The organism is Actinomyces sp. HMSC075C01 (genome assembly GCF_001812965.1).
GTDB lineage: Bacteria > Actinomycetota > Actinomycetes > Actinomycetales > Actinomycetaceae > Actinomyces > Actinomyces acetigenes.
Genome location: NZ_KV811010.1, coordinates 64999 through 85742, shown reverse-complemented (window position 1 = coordinate 85742; position 20744 = coordinate 64999). Strand labels below are relative to the sequence as shown.

General features: G+C 69.3%; 20 protein-coding genes. 4 read left to right on the top strand and 16 right to left on the bottom strand.

The window, feature by feature from the left end; all coding sequences use genetic code 11:
* The first annotated feature begins 147 nt into the window (after positions 1–147).
* Both HMPREF2883_RS09105 and HMPREF2883_RS09100 read left to right on the top strand, forming a co-directional pair.
* Entirely contained in the window at positions 148–1272 is a 1125-nt protein-coding gene (locus tag HMPREF2883_RS09105; protein ID WP_070661344.1) for a GuaB3 family IMP dehydrogenase-related protein, read from the top strand.
* A 166-nt stretch (positions 1273–1438) separates the two neighbouring features.
* Positions 1439–1705: an HPr family phosphocarrier protein gene (locus HMPREF2883_RS09100; RefSeq protein WP_010614584.1), complete on the top strand. Its 267-nt coding sequence runs from the start codon at positions 1439–1441 to the stop codon at positions 1703–1705.
* A 158-nt stretch (positions 1706–1863) separates the two neighbouring features.
* Here HMPREF2883_RS09100 and HMPREF2883_RS09095 read toward each other — a convergent pair whose 3' ends face one another.
* The 3 genes from HMPREF2883_RS09095 to HMPREF2883_RS09085 form a co-directional block, all read right to left on the bottom strand.
* On the bottom strand, positions 1864–2553 hold the full coding sequence (locus tag HMPREF2883_RS09095; RefSeq protein ID WP_070661341.1) for a DUF6891 domain-containing protein: 690 nt from the start codon (positions 2551–2553) through the stop codon (positions 1864–1866).
* Between the two features lie 178 nt (positions 2554–2731).
* Positions 2732–2962: a hypothetical protein gene (locus HMPREF2883_RS09090; RefSeq protein WP_070661339.1), complete on the bottom strand. Its 231-nt coding sequence runs from the start codon at positions 2960–2962 to the stop codon at positions 2732–2734.
* Positions 2963–2992: 30 nt separating this feature from the next.
* Positions 2993–4546 (bottom strand): sodium:solute symporter family protein, encoded by a 1554-nt coding sequence (locus tag HMPREF2883_RS09085; RefSeq protein ID WP_256277407.1) that lies wholly within the window; start codon positions 4544–4546, stop codon positions 2993–2995.
* Positions 4547–4870: 324 nt separating this feature from the next.
* Here HMPREF2883_RS09085 and HMPREF2883_RS09080 point away from each other — a divergent pair, with 324 nt between their 5' ends.
* Positions 4871–5437 carry a ribonuclease H family protein gene (locus HMPREF2883_RS09080; RefSeq protein ID WP_070661542.1) on the top strand — a complete coding sequence of 189 codons (567 nt, stop codon included), beginning with the start codon at positions 4871–4873 and terminating at the stop codon, positions 5435–5437.
* 109 nt (positions 5438–5546) lie between these two features.
* Positions 5547–6029, top strand: coding sequence for a GtrA family protein (locus HMPREF2883_RS09075; protein WP_070661338.1), 483 nt, complete (start codon positions 5547–5549; stop codon positions 6027–6029).
* 18 nt (positions 6030–6047) lie between these two features.
* Here HMPREF2883_RS09075 and HMPREF2883_RS09070 read toward each other — a convergent pair whose 3' ends face one another.
* The 13 genes from HMPREF2883_RS09070 to HMPREF2883_RS09010 form a co-directional block, all read right to left on the bottom strand.
* On the bottom strand, positions 6048–6797 hold the full coding sequence (locus HMPREF2883_RS09070) for a response regulator transcription factor (protein WP_176747186.1): 750 nt from the start codon (positions 6795–6797) through the stop codon (positions 6048–6050).
* On the bottom strand, positions 6794–8119 hold the full coding sequence (locus HMPREF2883_RS09065; protein ID WP_070661335.1) for a sensor histidine kinase: 1326 nt from the start codon (positions 8117–8119) through the stop codon (positions 6794–6796). Before HMPREF2883_RS09065 ends, HMPREF2883_RS09070 begins: the two co-directional genes overlap by 4 nt.
* Positions 8116–9006: an ABC transporter permease gene (locus HMPREF2883_RS09060; protein ID WP_070661334.1), complete on the bottom strand. Its 891-nt coding sequence runs from the start codon at positions 9004–9006 to the stop codon at positions 8116–8118. Before HMPREF2883_RS09060 ends, HMPREF2883_RS09065 begins: the two co-directional genes overlap by 4 nt.
* The gene (locus tag HMPREF2883_RS09055; RefSeq protein ID WP_256277406.1) at positions 9003–9824 is read right to left on the bottom strand and encodes an ABC transporter permease; all 822 of its coding nucleotides are present in this window, start codon (positions 9822–9824) and stop codon (positions 9003–9005) included. The genes HMPREF2883_RS09060 and HMPREF2883_RS09055 overlap by 4 nt, the downstream gene beginning before the upstream one ends.
* Positions 9825–9922: 98 nt before the next feature.
* Positions 9923–10849, bottom strand: coding sequence for an ABC transporter ATP-binding protein (locus HMPREF2883_RS09050; protein ID WP_070661540.1), 927 nt, complete (start codon positions 10847–10849; stop codon positions 9923–9925).
* Positions 10850–11373: 524 nt separating this feature from the next.
* Complete coding sequence (locus HMPREF2883_RS09045) at positions 11374–12558, bottom strand: acetate/propionate family kinase (protein WP_070661328.1); 1185 nt, start codon at positions 12556–12558, stop codon at positions 11374–11376.
* Positions 12559–12675: 117 nt separating this feature from the next.
* Positions 12676–14730 (bottom strand): phosphate acetyltransferase, encoded by a 2055-nt coding sequence (gene pta, locus HMPREF2883_RS09040; RefSeq protein WP_070661325.1) that lies wholly within the window; start codon positions 14728–14730, stop codon positions 12676–12678.
* A gap of 164 nt (positions 14731–14894) precedes the next feature.
* Positions 14895–15938 carry a PepSY-associated TM helix domain-containing protein gene (locus HMPREF2883_RS09035; RefSeq protein ID WP_070661320.1) on the bottom strand — a complete coding sequence of 348 codons (1044 nt, stop codon included), beginning with the start codon at positions 15936–15938 and terminating at the stop codon, positions 14895–14897.
* A 21-nt stretch (positions 15939–15959) separates the two neighbouring features.
* A complete protein-coding gene (locus HMPREF2883_RS09030; protein ID WP_070661317.1) occupies positions 15960–16361 on the bottom strand; it encodes a hypothetical protein in 402 nt (133 codons plus the stop codon).
* Between the two features lie 179 nt (positions 16362–16540).
* Positions 16541–17314 carry a sulfite exporter TauE/SafE family protein gene (locus HMPREF2883_RS09025; protein ID WP_070661314.1) on the bottom strand — a complete coding sequence of 258 codons (774 nt, stop codon included), beginning with the start codon at positions 17312–17314 and terminating at the stop codon, positions 16541–16543.
* 207 nt (positions 17315–17521) lie between these two features.
* Positions 17522–17719 carry a hypothetical protein gene (locus HMPREF2883_RS09020; protein ID WP_256277405.1) on the bottom strand — a complete coding sequence of 66 codons (198 nt, stop codon included), beginning with the start codon at positions 17717–17719 and terminating at the stop codon, positions 17522–17524.
* 127 nt (positions 17720–17846) lie between these two features.
* Entirely contained in the window at positions 17847–18773 is a 927-nt protein-coding gene (gene iolE / locus HMPREF2883_RS09015) for a myo-inosose-2 dehydratase (RefSeq protein WP_070661311.1), read from the bottom strand.
* A 243-nt stretch (positions 18774–19016) separates the two neighbouring features.
* The gene (locus tag HMPREF2883_RS09010) at positions 19017–20672 is read right to left on the bottom strand and encodes an MFS transporter (RefSeq protein ID WP_070661308.1); all 1656 of its coding nucleotides are present in this window, start codon (positions 20670–20672) and stop codon (positions 19017–19019) included.
* Between the last annotated feature and the right edge of the window lie 72 nt (positions 20673–20744).

Below are 20744 nucleotides of genomic sequence, written 5' to 3'. Positions count from 1 at the left end.
GTACGAACGCGCGACCTACCCTACGAACGCGAGGGTGGGGCTGAGATGGTTCAGAAGTCATGAGATGACTCAGAGGGCCCTACCTACCTGGAGTACCCCCGCCGGTCGCTCCGGTGGATACCGGGCCGGCCCCACTAGGATCGGGCCATGAGCACAGAGGTCGAGATCGGACGCTCCAAGCGTGCCCTGCGCGCCTACTCCTTCGACGACATCGCCCTGGTGCCGGCGCGTCGCACTCGGGACACCTCCGAGGTGCGCGTGGGCTGGCAGATTGACGCCTACCACGTGGACCTGCCGGTCATGGCCTCCCCCATGGACTCGGTGATGAGCCCCGAGACCGCCATCATGGTGGGACGTCTGGGCGGAATCGGCGTGCTGGACCTGGAGGGGCTGTGGACCCGCTACGAGGACCCCACCGAGGCCCTCGAGCGCATCCGCCAGGCCGATCCGTCCCGGGCCACCAGTGTCCTGCAGGAGGTCTACCGTGCTCCGGTCAGGCCCGAGCTCATCACTGAGCGGCTCACCCAGATCCGTGCCTCCGGCGTCGTCGTCGCCGGGCGGCTCAGCCCCGCCCAGACGCAGCGCCACTGGCGCACCGTGGTCGAGGCGGGTGTGGACCTCATGGTCATCCGTGGCTCCTTCGTGTCGGCCGAGCACGTGTCGGGATCCGTCGAGCCCCTCAACCTCAAGCGCTTCATCTACGAGCTCGACGTGCCCGTGGTCGTCGGCGGGGTCACCACCTACACCGCCGCCCTCCACCTCATGCGCACCGGCGCGGCCGGGGTCCTCGTGGGGCAGGGCGGCGGCGCCTCCTCCTCGGTGCGCCAGGTCCTGGGGCTGCACATGCCCATGGCCACCGCCGTGGCCGACGTCGCCGGGGCCCGGCGCGACTACCTCGACGAGTCCGGGGGCCGCTACGTCCACGTCATCGCCGACGGCTCGGTGGGCAACTCCGGCGACGTCGTCAAGGCCATCGCCTGCGGCGCGGACGCCGTCATGCTGGGGGCCGCCCTGGCTCGGGCCGAGGAGGCTCCCGGCGGCGGCTACCACTGGGGCGCTGAGGCCCGCCATGAGCGCCTGCCGCGGGGCTTCCGCAGCCACGTGGGCACGGTCGGCACCATGGCCGAGATCCTCAACGGTCCCTCCGACCGCGCCGACGGCACGCTCAACCTCATGGGCGCCCTGCGTCGCACCCTGGCCACCACCGGTTATGCGGACGTCAAGGAGCTCCAGCGGGTCGAGGTCGTCCTGGCGCCCTACACCGGTTCTTAAGAGTGTCTCCACGACAAACCGTGGTTTTGAGGGGTGGAACAGTGCAACTGAGCCGTGATCTCGGGTAGTCTCAGCCGGGACGGCAGCCATCGCGCTGCTCAGACCGGTGCGGGGGCACGATCCGGTTCCCGCACCGTTAGACCCCACATGTCACAAGGAGCTTCACATGGCCCAGGTCACCGCCACCATCGCTTCCAAGGTCGGTCTGCACGCCCGTCCGGCCGCTACCTTCGTCAAGGCCGTCGCCGAGAAGGGCGTCCCGGTCACCATCGCGAAAGAGGGTGGCGCTGCGGTTGACGCCTCCTCCATCCTCGGTGTGATGACCCTGGGTGCCGGCTTCGGAGACGTTGTCACCCTGGCCTCCGACGCCGACGGCGCCGAGGCGGCCCTCGAGGACCTCAAGGCCCTCCTGGAGACCGACCTGGACGCCTGAGAACAAGTCCAGCCGACGGGGCGCGCTCCACTGTGGGGCGCGCCCCGTTGTTCCTTCGCGGACAACGACGTCACCGGTGCACCACCCGGCCGCCGGCTCTGCCGCAGAAGCCTCGCCCCGAGCCCGTGGGCCCCTTCCCGGGCTGAGCGGTCCCGTCCTCAGCCCTGTCCCGCCGGGGGCAGCGGGACGTACCACTCGACGCCGGTCAGGAGGATACGGGTGTCCACGTCTCCCTCCCAGCTGACTCCGATGCCGTGTTCCTGGAGGATCGGGATGACGACGGTCTTCATCAGCGTGGCGGTCGTGGCGTCGTAGAGCTCCTCGCGCCGGGAGTCGTCCAGGGCCTTGTACGCCTTCCCGCTGAAGTGAGCGGGCCAGAAGATGCCGTAGCTGAGGTAGGTGCTGCCGCTCTCCACGAGGCGCTCGGTGTCCTGCTGGTGGAAGAACACGTACCCCAGGTCGTCCTGGCCGCCCTTGATCTCCGCGTGTCCGCAGTTGTTGCAGCAGGCGAAATCCTGCTCCGCGACGACGTGGGCCCTCCGCAGCGCCTCGAAGGCGCGGTCCAGCCTGGTGGCGGGCACGTCCCCGAATCCCGCCTGCTGGGCGCGGCGCGCATCGATGAGGTACTGGGCGATGGCGCGGCACTGCTCGTCGGACAGGGTGCCGTCACCCTCGTCCTCCACCGCGCAGGCGATCTCGAAGGCGTGGTCGTTGAGACAGTCGTTCCCGCGCACGAGCTGCATCCAGATGAGGTCGCGGATGTACTCCTCGAGCTCGGGGCCAACCACACCCCCGAGCATCTCATCGGGGATTCTCAGCCCGTCGGGCTGGGCGTTCAGATCGAGCATGGTCGAGACCCTAGCAACCACCACCGACGACAAGGGGCCTGGCGGCACTGCCCGGCCCTGGATGCGAGCGTGACGACGGCGCCGTCGCAGGAGGAGGCCGCGGCGACGCCGTCGATCGGATGGGATGTGATGGGCGGGATGCCCTCACTGGTGCGGGCCCAGTGCGGCCACGCCAGTCTCAGTCCTGCTCGCCCCCGGAGGGGTTCGGCTTGATCCACCACCACAGGCCCATGCCCGCGGCGATGGCCAGCAGGCCCAGGCCCGACCACAGGTTGGCGTTGATGCCACCGGTCTTGTCCATCTCCTCGGCACTGTTGAACAGGACCGAGCACACCACCAGGTAGAGGCCGATGAGCCCCAGAGCACCGGTGATGACCGCCCGGATGTCCGTGAGTGAACGATTGCTCATGAGTGTTCTCCTTCGTGTGTCCGGGCGGAACTAGTGGAAGATGCTGTTGAGGGCGATGACCAGGGCCCCGGCGATGATCCCCAGCGGGATCGGACGGCGGAACCAGGGCAGCTCGTGCAGATGCGGGTCGGTGCGCTCGCTCTTGGGGGTCAGGGCGTAGACGAAGCCCTTGAGCTCGGAGTCGGGCTTCGGCTTCGTGGCCAGGGAGACCAGCACCGTGATGACGACGTCGACGGTGAAGGCCACGCCCGCCGCCAGGAAGGCACCGCCCTGTCCTGGCATGACCAGGCGCTCGGTCCAGATGAGGATGTTGACCCCCAGGGCGCCCAGGGTTCCGCTGATGAGGCCGATCCAACCGGCGTGCGGGGTGGCCCGCTTCCAGAACATCCCGATGATGAAGGTCGCGAACAGCGGCGCGTTGAACATCGAGAACAGCGTCTGGAGGTAGTCCATGAGGTTGGAGTAGCTTGACGCGATGATCGCGGTGAGGATCGCGACCACGGAGGCCGTCAGGGTCGAGAGCTTGCCGACCATGAGGTAGTGGGCGTCGTCGGCGTCCTTCTTGAGGTAGTGCTGGTAGATGTCCACGCCCCACACGGTGTTGAAGGCGGAGATGTTCGCCGCCATACCCGCCATGAAGGAGGCCAGCAGACCCGTGATCGCCAGCCCCAGCAGACCGTTGGGCAGCAGGTCGCGCATGAGGTAGAGGACCGCGTCGTTGAACTGGTACCCAGCCCCGGAATCTGCCTTGAGCTGTTGGATCTCCGAGACCATGACACCGGCGACCATGCCCGGGACGATGACGAGGAAGGGCACGAACATCTTGACGAAGGTGCCGATGATCGGAGTCGACTGGGCCGAGGAGATCGAGTCCGAGGCCATGGCCCGCTGCACCTCGACGAAGTTCGTCGTCCAGTAGCCGAAGGACAGCACGAAGCCCAGACCGAAGACCAGGCCGATGACGGACAGCAGGTTGGAGTCGAAGCCGGAGATCGAGTTGCCGGGCCAGGAGTGCAGCTGCTGAGCCGCGACCTTGGCGGCCTCGGTGGCGTCGTTGGGGTGAGCGGCCGTCGCGGCTTCGGTGATCTTGCTGGTCAGGCCGTGCCAGCCGCCCACGCGGTGCAGGCCGATGAGGGTCAGGGGCAGCAGGGCCGCCACGATGACGAAGAACTGGAGGACCTCGTTGTAGATCGCTGCGGAGAGCCCGCCCATGGTGATGTAGGAGAAGACGATGACGGCGGCCACGATGAGCCCCACCCACAGGGGCCAGCCCAGCAGCCAGTTCATGATCTTGCCCAGCAGGTACAGGTTGATGCCGGCGATGAGCAGCTGGGCCAGGGCGAAGCTGAGCGCGTTGACCAGGTGCGCGGCGGTGCCGTAGCGCTTGAGCATGAACTCGGGCACCGAGCGCACCTTGGAGCCGTAGTAGAAGGGCATCATGACCAGACCCAGGAAGATCATGGCTGGGACCGCGCCGATCCAGAAGTAGTGGAAGGTCGGCATGCCGTACTGGGCTCCGTTGGCCGACATTCCCATGATCTCGACGGCGCCGAGGTTCGCCGAGACGAAGGCGATACCCGTCACCCAGGCAGGCAGGGACCGACCCGAGGTGAGGAAGCCGTCGGACGTGGCCGCCTTGGCGCGGGCGATGAGCCCGACGCCGATGACGAGGCGAAGTAGATCGCGATGGGGATGTAGTCGTACCAGCGTGCGGCGATGAGTGTGCCGGATGACGCTGACGAGGCTGACAAAGCGTTCAGCGTGGAGGACATCGGTGTACCTCTCAGGGGATATGTTCCAGGTGGCAAGATCATTCTTGCTGTGCGGCAGGTTAGCATGGCGCCGATCACGGCACGGGAGGTTGAACCTGTCCGGGGTGCACCGGGGAGGCTGGGTAGAGTGCCCTCCATGACGCTGACTGCTGCTGCCGACGGCTCCTCCCTGGGCAACCCGGGACCGGCCGGCTGGGCCTGGTACGTGGATGACGACTGCTGGGCCGCCGGAGGCTGGGAGAGCTCGACCAACAACCGCGGCGAGCTCACCGCCGTCCTGGAGCTCCTGCGGGCCACCGAGGCCGCCGGGCTCGCCGGCGAGGAGCTCCTCATCCAGTGCGACTCCCAGTACGTCATCAACTCCCTGACCAAGTGGCGTCACGGCTGGAAGAAGCGCGGCTGGCGCAAGGCCGACGGCAAACCCGTCCTCAACGCCGACCTCGTCAAGGACCTCGACGCCGCGCTCGCGGGTCGCACCGTGCGCTTCGAGTGGGTGCGCGGGCACGTCGGCCACCCCATGAACGAGGCCGCCGACTCCCGGGCCCGCGGCGCCGCCACCGCCTTCCAGCAGGGCCGCCCGGTGCCCGCAGGACCGGGCTGGACCCGCGGCGGCCTGGCACCGGGGAACCGGGAGGCGCAGCAGGCGCCGAGTGCGGCGTCGTCGAGCGCACCCGCCGAGCCACAGACCGACGCCCTGTTCTAAACGCCGAGGAACGGGCGCACAGCCCGCAGGGCCCCGGTGACCGTCTCTCACAGAAACGGCACAGGTCCGTCAAACACGTGGCATAAGGCCTCCGGCGAGGCTTGCTGCCATGACGACGACGAGCCCCGCCCTCCCCGCTGCCCGCCCGACGATCCTGGGCCGCCTGGCCTGCCTGCGCCGCCGGGTTCCCACGGTCGTCCTCTTCGCCGCCGTGTCCTTCACCGGCTGGAGCGTCGACTACGCGCTGGTCCTCATCCTCAACTCGTTGACCGGCTCGGTCCTCTACGCCGTCGTCGGAGCCCGGATCGTCTCCTGCACCCTGGGCTTTCTGCTCAACCGGCGTCTGTTCGGGGCCGCCCCGGAGACCTTCTGGCGCTCGGCCGGCGGCTACGCGACCGTCCAGGGCGGGGTCGCGGCGACCTCCTACGCCGGCATCTCAGTCCTCACCGGCGCCGGCGCTCCCCTGTGGCTGGCCAAGGGGCTGGGGGACTCCACGCTCTTTATCGTCAACTACCTGGCCCAGTCCCGCCTCGTCTACCGGGCCCCGGCGCCGCAGCCGGCTCTGGCCCCGGCCCTGGCCACTGCGGCCTGAGGAGGCGAGCGCGCAGGCTCAGGACTGGGCGTCGCGCATGAGGATGACGAGCTGGACTCGGTCACGCAGGTCCAGCTTGGTCAGGATCCGGGTGACGTTCTTCTTGACCGAGTCCGGGGCCAGGACGAGGCGCTGAGCGATCTCCGCGTTCGTCAGCCCCTGGGCCACCAGGTCGGCCACCTCGCGCTCGCGGGGGCTGAGATCGTCGAGGCGCTGGCGTGCCGCGCGCTGACGGGGTGAGGCCACGGGGCTGAGCATGTGCCGGTTGAGCAGCTCGCGGGTGATGCGCGGAGTGAGGATCGCGTCCCCGGAGCTGACCGCCCGCAGCGCCTGGTGGAGCTCGGCCGTGCGGGTGTCCTTGAGCAGGAAGCCGGAGGCGCCGGCCGACAGCGCCCCGAAGGCGAACTCGTCCTGGTCGTAGGTGGTCAGCACCAGAACCCGGATCGAGGGGTAGAGCTGGGAGATGCGGGCGGTGGCATCGATCCCGTTGAGTACCGGCATGCGCACGTCCATGAGGACGACGTCGGGAAGCGGCCGGCGTTCCTCAAGCAGGGCGGCGAGCTGGTCGAGGGCGTCCTGGCCGTGGACGGCCTCAGCTGTGACCTGCAGGTCGTCGGCCCGGTTGATGATGAGGGACAGGCCCATGCGGGTGGCTCGCTGGTCATCGACGATCATCACCGTGATCGGCCTGAGGGCGCTCGATGAGCTTCCGGCGTCCGGCCTGGAGGCGGTGGGGGAGGACGCGGGGCCGGAGGTGGACGGGCTCATCGCGGCGCGCCTTCCGGGAAGGGGACGAGGGCGCGCAGCACCCAGCCGGATGCGCCCTCATCGGTCGTGGGGCCGGCGGACAGTGTGCCGCCGTGCTCACCGACCGCGGCAGCCAGGTTGGCCAGTCCGTGGCCGGCCGCCGGCGGCGCCTGAGACGAGCCCGGGGAGCCGTCTGCGCGGCCTGGCTGAGCGCCGCGACCGTCGTCGGACACGGTGATCCGGGTGGCGGCCTGGTCGTGGTCCAGGGAGACGACGACGCGCGTGGCGCCCTCGGCGTGGCGCATGACGTTGGTCAGGGCCTCCCGGACGACGACATAGACGACCTCCCCGAGGGCCCGACTGCTTGCTGCGTCGAGGGGGCGCCTGCCGGTCTCGGTGAGGGCCGCACTGATGCCGGTGGCTCTCACCGTGGTCAGCAGGTCGGTGAGTCGGTCCCATCCGGGTGCGCCCCCGGGGGACTGCGGGTGTGCTGCGACCTGGCTGGTTGGGGGCTCGGTGGCGTCAACGGCGTCGTCGGGGGAGGGGCCCGGTGCCGTCTGAAGCGAGGCGACGGCGCGTCGGGTGTCGGCCAGACCCTCACGGGCCAGGGTGTTCATCATGTCGATGGCCTCATCGGTCTGCGGGCTGCCGCCGGCCCCCTGCATCCCCTCGGACAGGGCGATGATCGCGGTCAGGGCGTGGCCCACGGAGTCGTGGAGCTCGGCCGCCACCCGGGCCTGGTGGCGGGCGGCGTCGCGCTGAGCGACCAGCCGCTGCTCGGCGGACTGCGCCGCCAGCTGGGCGTCCCCGTGCTCCAGGGCCTCCCGGCGTGAGCGGGAGATCGAGGCCATCGCGAGCACGAGGACCAGGGCGAGGAAATCAGGGGTCAACGCGCTCACCTGCGGCCACTTGGCCAGTGCCGTGGGGACGAGGGTGCACAGCGCGCAGATACCGAAGCCGATGAGTCGGTCACGGGTGGGGGCGATCACGAGCAGGGCGTAGAGGGCCAGCATGGACAGCAGGTTGAGTCCACCGCGCGGCCCCCACAGGTCGACGGCGGCCGAGGCCAGGCTCGTGGCGGTGACGACGGCCAGGGGCCAGCGGCGTCGGGCCAGCAGCGATCCGGCGAGCAGCAGGGAGGCGATGACCCAGCCTCGCATAGGGAGGTACGGGTAGGTGTACGAGGCCACGTTGAGCACCATCAGCTGGAAGAGGCCCGCGGCCCCGGCCACCGCCCACAGGGTCAGGGTACTGGTGCGCCACCACTGAGCCACCCGGTCCAGGAGGGTTCGTGGGACCCGGGAGACGTGTGCCGGGTCGGGCGCTGCGGGAACCTGGCTCATGACTGGCGCCTCACTGCTCGGCGCAGAGCCAGGGCCAGCAGGACCACCCACACCAGGCAGATGACGCCCTCGAATGCTACGGCGCCCGGTGAGGTCACGTAGCCCGGGCTCAGGGCCGACGTGGCTCGGGTCAGTGAGGCTGCGGGGTTGAGGACGCTCAGCGGCCGTGCCACGAGAAGCATCGCCATCCCCGCGATGGTGCTCAGCAGCACCGTGGTCATCGTGGTGGCGAAGGACCTCATGATCGTACCCAGCCAGGTGACGAAGGTGAGGATGACCCACATTCCCAGCGCGACGACGGCGAAGCGCGGCAGGTAGGCGACCAGGCCCACCAGGCTGAAGCCCGAGGCGAGGCCCGCCACCGCGATGGTCAGGACCAGGACCGCGGTGGTGAGGACCGCGACCTGGAGGCCGTGCAGCAGCTTGCCCGCGACCATGGTGGTCTCCAGGCCGGTGGCGCTCATCCGCTGCCAGTTCTTTCCCTGGTGCTCACTGCTGGCGATCTGTGCGGCGAAGGCACCCAGCGCCAGCGGCATGAACACCATCGAGAGCAGGAGCGTGGACTGGGACCACGTGATCTCCCAGGTGACGCCCTGGGCCTCGAACTGGCTGCGGTAGGTGCGGTACTGCAGGTAGCCGGACAGAGAGCCCAGGGAGCACAGGATGGTGACGGCGACCCAGTACCACCGGTTGGGGGACTTGCGGTTCTCCCAGTACCAGGCGGCTCGCACCGACGGGCGGGACCGGGGAGCGGGCGGAGCAGACCGGCTCAGGCCGGCCGGCTGCGGCGTCGTGGACGGGCCGGAGGGGCCGGGGAGCGCTGACAGGTGCTGAGCGGGCCGGAGGGGCCGGCCTGCAGCGGGGCGTGCGGGGGCGGTGGTGCTCATCGGTGATTCTCCTGGTGGACGATAACGAGGTGGGCGGCGACGGTCCACCCGACCGCGACCAGCGCGGCGAGCGCCGCCAGGGTCCACGGGTGGGACACGAGCGTCATGTCGCCGTTCTCCCGCATGGACGTGCGGGAGGCGACCGTGTCAATGGGGGTGGCTGCGGGAACGATGCCCCAGGGCAGCAGCCATGAGAACTTCCCGAGGTAGGCGTAGGGCAGGCTCTCGGCGATGAGGCCGCCGATGGCTGCCGCACCCAGGCTGACGCTCTGCTTGTCGAAGCAGGTGGACAGCGTCAGCTGGACCGCGGAGATGGCCAGCGTTGAGCACGCCGCCACCGCGAGGGCGGGAGGCAGTGTGCTCCAGTAGGAGCCGGTGACGGTCAGCCCGATCGGGCCGGCCAGCACGGTGACAAGTGCGAAGAGGGTCATCTCTATGCACAGGACCGTGAGGATCACGACCACCAGCTTGCCTCGGTAGCGGGTCAGGGGGCTTTGCCCCAGCGCCGTCATCAGCTGGCCCATGCGCTCCTCGGTGTCCACGGTGACGATGCGTGAGGCCAGGATCGCGGTGATGAGGGGCATGAGGAAGGCGATGATCTGGATGAACTCGTCCAGGGCAAGCGTGGCGTGGCGTGCGCCAACCGGGCCGCTCGCCCGCTGGGTGATGAGCATACTGGACCATGCCAGGCACACGGCGGTGGCGCTGGCGGCGATGAGCCAGTAGCGCTTGCGGCGCAGCTTGCCCAGCTCGAGGGTCAGAGTGGTCCACGCCCGGCGGAGCGGGGAGAGGGGGAGTGTGCGCGGCTGTGCCGACATCGTCGGAGACTGTGTCGGGTGCTGCGTCAGGTGCTGTGTCGGTAGTGCTGGCTGCGCGACCATGGTGGCCGCCGGGCCGGCTGTGCTCACGGGGGTGCTCATCGGTTCATCTCCTGGGAGGCGAAGGGAGGCTGGGCGGCCAGGACCGGCTCGGTCAGCTCCAGGAAGGCCTGCTCGAGGGTCTTGCGCACGGTCTGGACCCGGTAGACGGTTGTCCCGGAGGAGACGATGCGGGTGATGAGCTCGCCGACGACGTCGTCGGGCATCATGGGGGTGCGCACGGCGCCGTCCCGCACCTCGTGGGCCACCCCGAGGGAGGTCAGGAGCGCGGCGACGGCCGTGGGCGAGGAGACGAGCAGCTCGATGACCCCCTCGTCGCGCAGCCCGGCCAGGGTGCCCTGATAGCGCAGGCGTCCGGCGCAGATGATGCCGACGGTGTCGGCCATCTGCTCGATCTCGGACAGGATGTGGGAGGAGACGATGATCGTCACGCCCTCCTGGCGGGCCAGGGTGACGATGAGCTGGCGGATCTCGGCCACCCCGGCGGGGTCGAGCCCGTTGGTCGGCTCGTCCAGGAGCATGAGGGCCGGGTTCGACAACAGCGCCATGGCCAGTCCCAGGCGCTGCTTCATGCCCATGGAGTAGTGCTTGACCTGCTTGTTCTCCTGCCCGATGAGGTTAACGGTGGCCAGGGCGTGCTGGACGCGGTTGGAGGCCAGCCCCAGGTAGGAGGCCACCATGGCCAGGTTCTCCTTGCCGGTCAGGCTCGGGTAGTAGGAGGGGCCCTCGATGAGGGAGCCGATGGTTCCCGGCGGCAGGGGGTGGCGCTGGCTGACCGGGCGTCCCAGGACGCTCATGCTGCCTGACGTCGGGCGGGTCAGTCCCAGCAGGAGCTTCATCGTGGTGGACTTGCCGGCGCCGTTGGGGCCCAGAAAGCCGTAGATACCGCCGGCGGGCACGGACAGGTTCAAGCCGTCGACGGCGTTGACGCCGTTGTAGGTGCGGGTCAGCCCCTCAGTGACCACGACGAGCCCCTCGGCGGGAGAGGGGACGGCTGGGGCGGGCACGGCGCCGGGCGCAGCTGGGGCGGGCACGGCGCCGGGGGCTGCCGGGGCCGGAACGAAGGGCGCGGCCGGCTGCTGAGCCGGTACGAGGATCGGCGCGCCCCCGTTCATGGCTGCGGTCTGGGGCAGGGGTGTTGTTGGTGGGGCGGAGGGCCTTGGTGTGCTGGTGACAGGTGCGTTGCTCATGACTCCATGGAAGCCCCCGGTAGGAGGCGCGCGCACCGCCGTCGGCCCGTTTGTCCCCCCTGGGGGACGGTCTCCCGTGTCTGCCCGCTTCGGAAGCGCCGAGGGGGGGCCGGAGCTGGGGCCGGCGTTGAACGATGGCCTCCGGGCTCGCCCTTGGGTGAGCGCCTCGCGTTCGTAGGGTAGCCCTCGCGTTCGTACCCTGAACCCCCGAACGCGCGGCACAAGGTACGAACTCGACGACGGTGTCCGGGTCCGGCAGTGCTGGGCGTCAGACTCTTGTGCGCACTACCGGGAGCGGCTCAGATGAGGGTGAGTGCCTGGCGCGCGATGGCGAGCTCCTCGTTGGTGGGCACCACGAGCACCGTGACCTTCGAGTCCGGGGTGGAGATGACGCGCGGCTCGCGGGAGCGGGTCTCGTTGACCCCCTGGTCGATCTTGACACCCATGAAGCTCAGGCGCTCGCCGAGCTCACGGCGCAGGTCGGCGTCGTTCTCACCGATACCTGCGGTGAAGGTCAGGGCGTCCAGGCCGCCCATGACGGCGGTGTAGGCGCCCACGTACTTCACGAGGCGGTGCAGGTAGATGTCCATGGCCTCGCGGGCCTCCTGCTCACCGGCACCGATGCGCTTCCACACCTCGCGCATGTCGTTGTCCCCGGCCAGGCCCTTCATGCCCGAGCCGCGGTTGAACAGGTGGTCGATCTCGTCGATGGACATGCCGGCCACCCGCGCCAGGTGGAAGACGGCGGCCGGGTCGATGTCGCCGGTGCGCCCACCCATGACCAGGCCCTCCAGCGGGGTCAGGCCCATGGAGGTGTCCACGGCGTGCCCGGCCACGACCGCCGAGGCCGAGGCCCCGTTGCCCAGGTGCAGGACGACCTGCTTGAGGTCATCGCGCCCCAGGAGCTGCGAGACCGCCCCGGAGACGAACTGGTGGCTGGTGCCGTGAGCCCCGTAGCGGCGGATGGAGTAGGTGTCGGCGACCTCGCGGTCCAGGGCGTAGCGGGCGGCCTCCTCGGGCAGGTCCTGGAAGAAGGCGGTGTCGAAGACGGCCACGTGCGGCACGTCGGACAGGAGGCGGCGCCCCACCTCGATGCCCTTGAGGTGGGCGGGGTTGTGCAGCGGGCCCAGCGGTACGAGCTGCTCGATACGGGCCACGACCTCGTCGTCGATGAGGGCCGGGCCGGAGAAGTAGCGCCCGCCCTGGACGACCCGGTGGCCCACGGCCACGATGTGGGCGTCGGCCAGCGAGGGGCCCTGCTCCTCGAACAGGCGCAGCACCTCGGACAGGCCGAAGCCGTGGTCGGGGACCGGCTCGGTGATCTCGGTGCGTTCCTCGCCGTGCTTGTGGGTGATGGCGCCGGTCTCCTCACCGATGCGCTCCACCAGGCCGGAGGCGAGCGAGGCGCCCGAGTCGGGGTCAACCAGCTGGTACTTGATGGAGGAGGAGCCGGAGTTGATAACGAGGACGGTGCGCTGAGTCACGGGGTGCCTTTCAAGAACGGTCGGGGATGAACGCGGGGACGACTGGATGACTGATGCCGGTCTCGGGTGAGCCTCGGCGGCGTGGGACCGGGTCCCGGTCCCACGCCGCTGGAGGGCTCAGCCCTGGGCCTGGACGGCGGTGATGGCGACGGTGTTGATGATGTCCTCCACCAGGGCGCCGCGCGAGAGGTCGTTGACCGGCTTGTTGAGACCCTGGAGGACCGGGCCGATGGCGATGGCGCCCGAGGAGCGCTGGACCGCCTTGTAGCCGATGTTGCCGCTGGACAGGTCCGGGAAGATGAAGACGTTGGCCCGCCCGGCCACGAGCGAGTCCGGGGCCTTCTTGGCGGCCACGGTCGGGTCGATGGCGGCGTCGTACTGGATGGGGCCCTCGACGGCGAGGTCGGGCTCCTTGGCCCGCACCAGCTCGGTGGCCTCACGGACCTTGTCCACGTCCGCGCCCTTGCCGGAGGTCCCGGTGGAGAAGGACAGCATCGCCACGCGCGGCTCGACGCCGAACTGGCGGGCCGTGGCGGCCGAGGAGATGGCGATGTCGGCCAGCTCGGCGGCGTTGGGCTCGGGGTTGACGGCGCAGTCGCCGTAGACGAGCACCCGGTCCTGCAGGAGCATGAGGAAGACCGAGGAGACGATGGAGGTCCCCGGCTTGGTCTTGATGATCTGGAAGGAGGGGACGATCGTGTGGGCGGTGGTGTGGGCGGCGCCCGAGACCATGCCGTCGGCGTCTCCCATGTGGACCATCATCGTGCCGAAGTAGGACACGTCCTGGACCTTCTCGCGGGCCTGCTCCAGGGTGACGCCCTTCTTGGCGCGCAGACGGGCGAACTCCTCGGCGTACTTCTCCAGCAGCTCGGGGTCGTCCGTGGCGACAACCCGGGCGGCGGCGATGTCCAGGCCCAGCTCGGTGGCGCGGGCCCGCACCGTGGTCTCGTCGCCCAGCAGCACCAGGTCGGCGATGCCGCGGCGCAGGATGGCGTCGGCGGCCCGCAGGACCCGGTCGTCGTCGGGCTCGGGCAGGACGATCGTCTTGCGGTTGGCGCGCGAGCGCTCCACCAGCTCGGCCTGGAACATGATGGGGGTGACGACCTCGGAGGGCTCGACCTCCAGGGCCGACAGGAGGGCCTCGACGTCGGCCTCCTGCTCGAAGGTGGTCACGGCGACGTCGATCTTGCGCTCGGAGCCGTGGGCGAGCAGGCCCTGCAGGGAGCCGGCCGCGGAGGCGGCGGTGAAGGTGTCCAGCGGGGAGGTGATGACCGGGATGTTGACGTCCAGCCCCTCCAGGAGGCGCAGCGCGTGGGGCGCCACCTCGAAGCCGCCGTTGAGGATGAGACCCGACAGGATCGGGAAGCTCGAGGAGGCCTGGGCCGCCATGAGGGAGATGAGCATGGCGGAGCGGTCGGCCGGGACGATGGCGAGCTGGCCCGCGGTCAGGCGCTCCAGGACGTGGGAGACGTCCATGGCGCACACGAGGACGGACTCGGCCTCGCGGTCGAGCAGCGTCTCGTCACCGGCGATGAGAGTGCCCTCGACGGCGTCGAGCACCTCGCGCACCACCGGGGCCGCCAGCAGCGGCACCTCGGGCAGGGTAGTGGAGGTGATGCCCTCGATGGCGGTCAGTGCCTCGCTGACGGCCTGGCGGGTCTCGGGCAGGCACTTGTTGGCCACGACCGCGACGGTGCGGGCGTGGTTGTCGGCGATCTCGGCCATGGAGACCTCCACGGAGGCGACGACGTCCTCCACGTCATTCTGCCCGGAGACCACCAGCAGCACCGGGACGCCGATGTTGGCGGCCACCCGGGCGTTGAGGGCCAGCTCGGGGTTGCCGGCGACGTCGGTGAAGTCCGAGCCGTCGATGATGACGACGTCGTGCTCGCGCGCCAGGGCCCGGTAGGCGTCGACGATGCGTGCCAGGGCCTCCTCGGGGTCGGCGTGGAACTCGTCCCAGGTCGCGCCGACGCACTGTTCGGGGGGCGTGGCGGAGCCGGCACGGTTCAGCAGGAGGCTGAGGAAGGCATCGCCCTCACGGCTCTCCACGAAGGGGCGGAAGACGCCGACCTTGGCGACCACCTTGGTCAGGCAGGAGACCAGCCCGAGGGCCACCGTTGACTTCCCGGTTCCGGCGTTGGGTGAGGCGATGTAGATACTGCGCGCCACGTTAGGTCCTTCTCGCGTTGTCTTGGAGTCAGGGGCGCCGGCTCATTCCGGTGCCGTACGGGTCCGATTGTGCCCCCACCTGCGGGTCATCTGCGACTAAAGGCCCGATCTCAGTGTGTCTTGTGATGTGGGAACGGGCACATACTCAGAGGCTGGTACGGGTGTCATAGGTACTTGCCCGTCCGAGCGGTCGGCCGGCGGCCGGGCGTGGAGGGGACCGTCGCCCGCCCGGTGCCGGGGTCGACGGTTACCGTGACGTTGCTGTGGGACTGTCGGGGGGTGAGCCCCTCTTCCTGCGAGACCCAGATCGTGTAGGTCGACGACGGGTCTCCCGGCTGGGGAAGGAACAGGGCGACGGCCTGCCCGCCACCGGCCTCCTGAGCGGCGGCGATGGCGCGCTGCGGCCCGATGTCCTGAGCCCGGCCCGTGCTGGTCGGCTCCGCCGGGAACTGGTATCCGCTCATGGGCACGGAGGCGGCCGGTTGGGTGGGGCGGATGCTGAACACGCTGGCGTAGTAACCCCACAGGAACAGCAGGGGAAGGAGGACCAGCCCAGCCGCCTTGAGCAGATCGGTGTCCCTGGAGAGGCGCCGGGCGCGCCAACGGGCGGACAGGGCGGTGCGCCGATGGCGCTGCAACGGCCACCACGTGCGCAGCCCGCTGACGGTCAGGACCGCGAGGACCACGCCAGAGGTGGCCACGACCAGCCCCCCGACGGTCAGACCCCGGCGGCCGGCCCACCAGCTGGTGTGGGGGATCTCCTGGGACATCCAGTGCACGTGGCCGGGACCCTGGCAGGACAGCAGGCAGTGGTGCAGATTGTCCAGGACGGAGACCCAGGTCGGGGTCGCCGACGCCTTGCTGATCTCGTGCCCGGTGGAGGAATCGACCGCGTAGATGGCCTGCTCGGTCCGCACCTCGACGACGTCGGTGTTCTGCGTCGCCGACAGGACGGGCTCGTCGGGATGGCCGTTCTTGATCGTCTCGACCGCCTGGGGCAACGAGACCTGGCCGGGACTGGCGTTGGGGGTGGAGGCGGTTGGGTTCAACGAGCGCAGGATCTCCGCCTGGTGCGGCAGGAGTACACCGCTGAGAGTAATGACCAGCATCCCCAGGCCGGTTGCCGCTGACAGCCAACGGCGCACGAGCGCCATCGCCCGGCAGGTGCGGGAGGGTGGGGAGGGGAGGGGGTCGGCCGTGGGATCCATGGCAGTCTTCATCGGGGTGGGTTAGGACCCCGCGGGGGCCAGCAGGGCGGCCACGGCGCACAGGCAGGCGAGGACCGCGATGAGGGCGTAGACGCAGTATCCACGCTCGCGCCGCCGCCACAGGGAACGGGCGCCGCTGACGCTGATGGCGGCGCCGGCGACCTGAATGACCAGGGCGGTGCCGACGGCGAGGGGGCTGGCGGCGCCTATGGCGGGAGCCAGGGCGTAGACGATGACGCACCTGAGGCCCGAGGCCCACAGTCCCAGCATGACGGCGTGGATATCGGCGCTGACCAGGAGGGGAGAGGCTGCGTCGTCCTGAACGAGAGGGGCGGGCGTTGCGGGTGCGACAGTGTCGACGTCGTCTCCGGTCTCCCCACCGGACGAAACGTCAACATAATCAATACTCGCAGTACTCTTCATACTGACCAATACGGTAACGGTCAGGATAAATTACGTCAACGCTCCGTCGTAGGCGGGTGATGTGATGTCAGACAGGCGCCTTTGAAGGAAATAACTGCTGGGAGGGCCCTGTACTGTAGGTCGGAGAAATAGATGGCTGCTTGGCTGTGTGCCGGACGCGGCCTGGCAGCCGGACCGGGCTAGCGCAGCAGGGGCAGTGCGGAGATGATGGTCAGGACGACGATGATCGGCTCGAAGACCCGCTGATCCATGTGCTCGGCGAGGCGTCGACCGGCCAGGGCCGAGGCGATGACGACCGGGGCGGCGGCCGCCGCCAGTGACAGAGTCGTGGGGTTGACCAGGCCGGCTGAGACGGAGAAGGGCAGCTTGACCAGGTTGACCAGGAAGAAGAACCAGGCCGTCGTCCCCAGGAAGGCCTTGACCGGATAGCGGCAGGCCAGGAAGTACATGGAGGTCACCGGGCCGCCGGCGTTGGCAACCATCGTGGTGAAGCCGGCCAGGCTGCCGTAGACCAGGCGGGCCAGGCGGCTGCCGGCTGGGGGAGGGAGGGCCGCCTCGGGCGTGCCGGCGGACCTGTTCCTGGCGGCCGAGCGGCGCTGGTACAGCGTGATGGCGGCCAGGATCAGCAGGATGGCGCCGATGAGGCGGCGAGTGGAGTCGTTGGAGGCCAGGTGCAGGAACAGGGCGCCGGCGCCGACGCCGGCCAGCACCGCCGGGACGAGCCTGCGCAGCATGCGGAAGTCCGCGTCGCTGCGATAGCTCCACACGGCCAGCAGGTCGCCGGTCATGAGCATGAGCAGGATGGCGCCGGTGGACTCCTTGGCGGGCAGCGCCGCGGTGCACAGGGCCACGGCGATGGTGGCCGCCCCGGGCAGGGCGGTCTTGGCGATGCCGCACAGGGCCGCCACGACCACGAGCAGGATCCAGGCAGTGGCGGTCAAGGTGGGGAGCACGGGACCTCTCAGCGGTGAGAAGAGTCGGGGGTCTGGTGTGAACTTTGTCCAGACTAATGCATGGCCGTCGACGGCGAGGACCGATGGGGTCTGCTCAGAGCCGAGTGGCGGCGAAGCGGGAGGACTTCACTGCTTCGGGGCTGTCCAGCTGGGGCGTGCTCGCATCGGTGCCCGAGTACCGCGCAGGCTACAGGTTGACCGGCAGTGTCAACGGTGCGTCGCAGGGGTGCGCAGCAGTGCGGCGAGCCCGACGATGCCGAGGACGATGAGCCCCGCCGCGGGCAGGGTCGCGGTGAGCAGGTGGTCCGCAAACGCGGTGCGCTGGGTCGTCAGTCCGATCCCGTGAAGCAGCCCCAGGGCCGCGGCTCCGGTGCCAAACGACAGGATCGAGACCGCGGCTCGCACCGGCCGGTGTCCTTCGGCACCCCGAGAACGACTACGCTCCCAACCATCACTGGTCGGGAGCGTCGAGGTGAGGCGTCAGTTGGTGGGGCCCGCACGGAGGGGGAGTCCGTGCGAGCCCCGTGACGTCTCAGGCTTTGAAGAGGGTTCCCTCAAGGTAGGCGCGCGCCTTGCGGGCGTACTCCAGCGGGTTGGCGATGGCCGGGTCCTGCTCGGCCTCCACCAGGATCCAGTCGGAGTAGCCGTGGTCCACGAGGAACTTGTAGGGGACGGTGAAGTCGATCGTGCCGTCACCGGGGACGGTGAACATGCCGGCCAAGAAGGAGTCGAGGAAGGAGCGCTCGGCGGCCTTGGACTCCGCCATCTTCTCGGGGCGCACGTCCTTGAAGTGGACGTGCTTGACGCGGTCGATAGTGGCCTCCAGCAGGCCCATGACGTCGCCGTCGCCCACGTAGGCGTGGCCGGTGTCGAACAGGAGGGAGACCTTGGCCGGGTCGGTCAGCTCCATGAGGCGGATGGTCTCCTCCTTGGTCTGGATGACCGTGCCCAGGTGGTGGTGGTAGACGAGCTCCAGGCCGTGGGCGTGGGCGACGTCGCCCAGGCGGTTCAGGCCCTCGGCCAGCACCGGCCACTGTTCCTCGGTGAGCACCGGCTTGTTGGTGAAGATGCAGACGTCGCGGATGCCCTGGACCGAGCCGGTCTGCTCGGAGACGACGACGCGAGTGGCACCCAGGTACTCCAGGTAGGCGCAGGTGGCCTCGAAGTCGGGGATGACGGCCTCGACGCCGTCACGCAGGATGAAGGAGGAGAACCACTGGGCGACGATCTTGATGCCGCGGGCCTCGGCGGAGGCCTTGACCTCCTCCTTGGGCGGGAAGAAGCCGGCGCACTCGGTGCCCGCGTAGCCGGTGTCGGCCAGGTCCAGGAGCATGTCCTCCAGGGTGTTGAAGGCGCCGACCTCGGGGATGTCGTCGTTGCGCCAGGTGATCGGGTGCATGCCCCAGGAGATGCCGTGGGGGTCGGAGATGGCGGTTGCGGGGTCGAGGGTGAAGGGCATCGTTGCTCCGTGTTCTCGCTCGGGTGGTGGTGGGCGGTGGTCAGTGGAATGAGTGCGGTGAGACGGCGGTGAAGTGCTGGCGGCTGCTGCGCCGTCGGCTGGGGTCCGCCAGTGGTGCGCTCCCGGGAGGAGGGTGCCGGCGTCGGTGCCGGGCGGTGGGCCCGTGCCTCGAACCTAGCAACAGGACTTTGTCCTGACAAGTCCTTCTCGGGTCCTCCCGGGAGCGCGTGTGGTGGGGAGGGGTCAGGAGTAGAGCTTCTCCATCTCGACCTCGATCTCCTCCAGGGACTTGTCCTTGGTCTCCGGCATGATCTTGAACAGGACGACGGCGACGACCAGGTTGAGCACGCCGTAGATGGTGTAGGTGATGCCGCCGCCCAGGGTCTCCATCATGGGCGGGAAGGTCCAGGTGATGATGGCGTTGGCGGTCCACATGCAGAAGATCGCCGTGCCGTTCATGATGCCGCGGACGTTGGCCGGGAAGATCTCACCCATCATCGTCCACACGATCGTGCCGTTGGAGGACTGCACGATGAGCATGAAGACCGACATGAGCCCCAGGATGAGGTAGGCGGCCCAGGCGGGCGGAGTGGTGTGGTTGGCCATGTGCGGGGCGATGAAGAACTGGAAGGTCGCCGCGATGCCCAGCAGGGTGACGCCCACGCCGATGACGTCGCCGATGAGGACCTGGCGGCGCCGGAACTTCAGGATGAGCCAGATGCCGATGGCCGAGCCGATGACCGACATGACGCCGTTGGCCACCTGTGCGGTGATGGAGGCCGAGGTGGACATGCCGGCGTACTCCAGTACCTTGGGGGCGTAGTACATGACGGTGTTGACGCCGGTGGTCTGGTTGACCACGGCCAGGAAGATGCCGACCAGCAGCAGCTTGCGCAGCCAGGGCGTGGCCATGACGTGGCTGAAGCCCTTGCGCTGGGACTCCTCGTCCTTCTCGTGCTGGCGAGCCTCGACCATCTCCATGATCTCGTCCTCGATGGCGCCGTCCTTCTCCGGGACGCGCACGCGCTTGAGGGCGCCGATGGCGTCGTAGAGACGCTCCTTGGCCAGGTACCAGCGTGAGGACTCGGGCATGAGGCGGATACCGATCCACAGGGCCACCGCCGGGATGGAGCACAGGACCAGCATGTAGCGCCAGGCCTCGCCGTTACCGGCGCTGATGCTGAGCTGGTCGAGGAAGGCGTGGTACTGCTCCGCGTTCATCGGGCCGCCCTTGGAGGACTGGAGCTTGGCGATCTCGTCGAAGACGTACTGGCCCGGGGTGAAGTGCCCGCTGGGGTCCTCGGCGATGGTGATCCTTGGGCCGCCCTGGAGGGAGTTGATGATGGCGTTCATCGAGAAGGCGAGCAGCTGGCCGGTGACGATCATGAGCTGGTCGATGGCCACGATGGAGCCGCGGATGCGTTTGGGGGCAGTCTCCGCCAGGTAGACGGGGACCGTTGCGGAGGCGGCTCCGACGGCGAAGCCCAGGACGATACGGAAGGGGTACATGACCCAGACGTTGGGGGCGATGGTGGTGCCGATCGCGCCGGCGAAGAACAGGAAGGCCAGGACGGTGATGTTGTGGCGCCGGCCCCAGCGGTCCGACATGAGACCGCCCAGCAGTGCGCCCAGCGCGGCACCGGCCAGCAGGGTTCCGCCGATGGCGCCCTCCTGGAAGGAGGTCAGCTGGAGGCCCCTGGCGTCGAAGGGCATGTACATGTACGGCAGGGCGCCGGAGATGACGCCGGTGTCGTAGCCGAAGAGCAGTGAGCCGAGCGTGGCCACGGCGGCGATGGCGACGACGCCGCGGTGCTTGCCCGAAGGCGGCGTCTCGGCCACCGCCTTGGTGAGCTCTTCCCTGGTGAGTCCACGCAGGGACGTCGTGACTCCCTGAGACATAGGGGGTCTCCTCTCAGTCCTGCGGCAACGATGCCGCAGGGATCATTGTGGTGGGTGGGTGGTGGAGTGAAG